This window comes from Lutibacter sp., assembly GCF_041596795.1.
Lineage (GTDB): Bacteria > Bacteroidota > Bacteroidia > Flavobacteriales > Flavobacteriaceae > Lutibacter.
The window spans coordinates 1-4,252 of sequence record NZ_JBFHHX010000203.1; the positions used below are offsets into that span (position 1 = coordinate 1).

4 protein-coding genes are annotated in these 4,252 nt (G+C 29.9%); all 4 read right to left on the reverse strand.

The genetic code is table 11. The features are described from left to right. The coding region (locus tag ABY298_RS15120; RefSeq protein ID WP_372746885.1) for a carboxypeptidase-like regulatory domain-containing protein at nucleotides 1-600 on the reverse strand (600 nt) is incomplete at its 3' end. A 402-nt stretch (nucleotides 601-1,002) separates the two neighbouring features. Next, entirely contained in the window at nucleotides 1,003-1,188 is a 186-nt protein-coding gene (locus ABY298_RS15125) for a DUF2892 domain-containing protein (RefSeq protein ID WP_372746886.1), read from the reverse strand. 12 nt (nucleotides 1,189-1,200) lie between these two features. Continuing rightward, complete coding sequence (locus ABY298_RS15130; protein WP_372746887.1) at nucleotides 1,201-1,506, reverse strand: hypothetical protein; 306 nt, start codon at nucleotides 1,504-1,506, stop codon at nucleotides 1,201-1,203. 37 nt (nucleotides 1,507-1,543) lie between these two features. Further along, nucleotides 1,544-4,252: efflux RND transporter permease subunit (locus tag ABY298_RS15135; protein ID WP_372746888.1), on the reverse strand; the 2,709-nt coding region annotated here is incomplete at its 5' end.

Here is a 4,252-nt window from a genome sequence, read left to right on the forward strand (position 1 = left end):
AACGCTTTCTACACTAGATTCATCAATTCCTAATCCGTGTTCATCTCCAAATTGCTGATTTTCCAATCTAATTCCTTGCGTGTAAACCAATACTCTATTACCTCGTAAACCTCTTATAACAGGTTTTCCAATACCAACTCCAGTAGAAACTACAGAAACGCCTGGCAATGTAGCAACACCTTCAATAAGCGTGGCTGCACCTTTGTTTTTTAATTGCTGTACACTTGCTCTATCAATTTTCACTACATTTTCAGATTGTAATTTATTAAACGGAGTTGAAATAATAACTTCATCCATTTTAAAAATAGCATCCATTAAAATTACATTTAATGTATTTTCTGTTTTTGAAGGTGAAAATGTGATAGTTTTAGTTTCAAAACCAATAAATGAAACGGTTATTTTAACAGGGTTATTAGGCAAATTGTTTAGTGAGTAATAACCTTGTTCGTTTGAAGAAGTTCCTTTACCAAGTTCTTCAATATAAATTTGAGCTCCAAAAATTGGCTCATTTAAATGCGTAGTTACAACGCCAGATAAATTGTTTTGAGCGTGCACAAAAAACGATAATCCTATAAAAAGGATTGTACTTAATATTTTCATATGTATATATTTTATTGATAAAAATTAAAAATTTTGTTTATATCAATAAATACGGGGGAGCTCTAGATGTTTTATATTGAGGTTTTTCTGATGAAAATTGATGATTAACAGAAATTATTTTTTCTGTAATTTCAGTAATGTTGGTTTTTAAAACCTCTGTAGAAAAATCTATAGTATTAGTGTTTATTCTAAAATGAAAAGCAGAACAATCAGATTGTGAATGTGTATCAAAATGAATTTCATTCTGATATTTACAAACTGAATGTTCATGTTTTTCAAAAGAATGTACAAACTGTACTGCAAAAGGAAGCAGTATAGTTGTAACAAGAACTATGGAAATTATATGTTTAAAAATCTTTTTTATAATATTCTAATTAAAAGCACAAACATACAAAACAATTTTTAGTCTTTAACTCCTAATTTTCCTAAAATAATTTCTAGTAAACACCACTTTGTAATTCCACGTTGAAATAAATTTGCACCTACAAATGCTGTAAACCAAAGCCAATTAATATTTACTTTTATAGCTAATAATAAACTAATTAATATGAAAGCTCCTGGGATGATATTCATTAATCTCGATTTCATTTTTTATAATTTTTAGTTAGATTTTTCTACGTTTAAAATAACCACGTGAATTTTAGATTTTGTTTTTTGGGTTTCATTAAATTCATTGGCATATTTAAATAACAAATCGGTTTTTTCTTTATCTGCAAAAGAATAAAACATAAGCGATTCACTTTCATTCATTTCTGAGGCAAACCAATTGCTTCCTACAGACTCTTCTGTTGAATCTCTAAAACCCTTGATATCTGTATAAGAAAAAGTATTTATACCTGATTTTTTAAGTATTTTTTTTACGTCTTTTTCAAATACATTAATTGCTGTTATTATAAGTAATTTCATATTTAGAAATTTTAATTTTAATTCTTAACTCTTCATTTTATTCTTCATTCTTTTCCCACTTCTTTTTCTCTGTCATATAGTAAATTAACGGAACAACTATTAGTGTTAATAATGTAGAAACAATAGCTCCGGCTACCAATGATATTGCTAAGCCTTGGAAAATTGGATCAAATAAAATAATAGAAGCTCCAATAACTACGGCACCAGTTGTTAATAAAATTGGCGTAGTTCTAACAGCACCTGCATCTATAATTGCTTGTTTTAACGGTATTCCATCATTTAATCTAATTTCAATAAAATCTATTAATAATACTGAATTACGTACCATAACTCCGGCTAATGCAATCATTCCAATAAAAGATGTTGCAGTAAAGAAAGCGCCTAATAACCAGTGTCCTAATACAATACCTACTAATGATAATGGTATTGCTAACATCATTACAATTGGTGTTTTAAAGTTTTGGAACCATCCAACAATTAACATATAAATTATTATGATAACCACTAAAAATGCAGCACCTAAATCTCTAAATACTTCTAAAGTTATTTGCAATTCTCCATCCCATTTTACAGTAAAATCACTTTCATCTGATGGCGTTTCTAAATACAATTCGTTTAAATTATAACCTTTTGGTAATGCAATTTTTTGTAGTTTTTCCTTCATTCCTAAAATTGCATACACCGGACTTTCTAAACCGCCAGCCATATCTGCCAATACATAAACTACACGTTTTTGATCTTTTCTATAAATGTTATTTTCTAAAGAATCAACTTTTATTTTTACCAAATCACTTACAGGAACAAGATTTCCGTTAGTTCCTTTAATTTTAATATTTTGAATGTCTTGTAAGCTTGTTTTATCAGCATCATTAAGGCCTAAAACTATATTTACTTCATCAAAACTGTTTTCATCATATAAATATGAAATAGGATATTCAGTTAATAAATAGGTTAAGTTACCAACAATTTGTTGGGGTGCAATTCCATTTAACATTGCTTTTTCCTTATCAATTTCCAATTTATATTCTGTTTGAGCTTCTTCAACCATCCAATCAGTATCTACCACATCAGTAGTGTTTTCTAAAATGGTTTTAACCTGATTGGCAACTTTAATTTGTTCTTTATAATCAGGTCCGTACACTTCAGCAACTAACGTAGATAATACTGGAGGTCCTGGCGGAACTTCTACTAATTTTACATTTGCACCATATTTTTTTGCTATTTTTTGAACCTCTGGTCGAACCAATTTTGCTATATCATGACTTTGTAAATCTCTGTCCTCTTTCAATAATAAATTTACTTGAATATCAGCCATATTACTTCCTCCTCTAAGGTCGTAATGACGAACCAAACCGTTAAAAGTAATAGGAGCTGAGGTTCCAATATAATTTTGGTAGTTTACAACTTCTGGAATGGTTGATAAATATTGGGCAATTTCTTTGGTAACAACAGCCGTTCTTTCAAGTGTTGTACCTTCTGGCATATCAATTACAACTTGAAACTCATTTTTATTATCAAAAGGCAGCATTTTTACTGCAACTGATTTTGTAAAAAACATAAGAACAGAACCTATTAATAGAACAACTGTAATTCCCAACATTACAAAACGTTTTTTCTTGCTGTCTAAAAATGGTTGTTCAATTTTTTTATAGATTTTATAAATCATCCCAGTTTCTAAACCTTCTTCTTCTTTATGAGCTTGTTCGTCTTTTTCTTGTAACAAATGGTATCCTAAGTAAGGAGTTACAGTTAAAGCTACAAATAATGAAAGTATCATTGCAATAGAAGCTCCAATTGGCATTGGACTCATATATGGTCCCATCATACCAGAAACAAATGCCATTGGTAAAATTGCTGCAATTACAGTAAATGTTGCTAAAATAGTTGGGTTTCCAACTTCATTAATAGCATAAATTGCCGCTTGTTTAAATGGTAAACGCTTCATTTTAAAATGCCTGTGCATATTTTCGGCAATAATAATACTATCATCTACCACAATTCCTACCACAAAAACTAAGGCAAAAAGTGTAATTCTGTTTAAAGTATAGCCTAATAAATAGTAACTAAATAATGTTAAGGCAAAAGTTAATGGAACCGAGAAAAATACTACTAATCCACCGCGCCAACCCATAGCCAACATTACTAATATTGTAACTGCTAAAATTGCAACACCTAAATGCAATAATAATTCACCTACTTTATGAGATGCCGTTTCACCGTAATTTCTTGTTACTGCAACGTGAACATCATTTGGAATTAAGTTTTGTTTTAAGTGCTCAACTTTTTCAAGAATTTTCTCAGAAATTTTCATCGCATCAGCTCCTTTTACCTTTGCAATAGATAGCGTAACAGCACTATATTCACTTGGATTAGATTTAAACTGTTCGTTTTCTTTTCCATATCCAAAACTTACATAACTTTTTGGTGTTCCTGGTCCGTCTTGTATTGTAGCAACCTGTTTTAAATACACTGGCATTTGCTGATTTACACCAACAACTAAATTTTCCACATCATCTTTAGATGTTAAAAATTTACCAGTTGTTACCAAAAATTCTTCATCTCCTTTTACAAAACTTCCAGATTGAGAACTGCTGTTATTTGCCTGAATTGGTTGCATAATACCCAACGCATCTACACCATTTTCAGCCATTTTATCTTTATCTAAAATAACTTTTAGTTCTCTGTTTCTTCCACCAATAACTTTAGTAATAGAAACATCTTTTACTTTTTCAATTTCCGAAGTTAC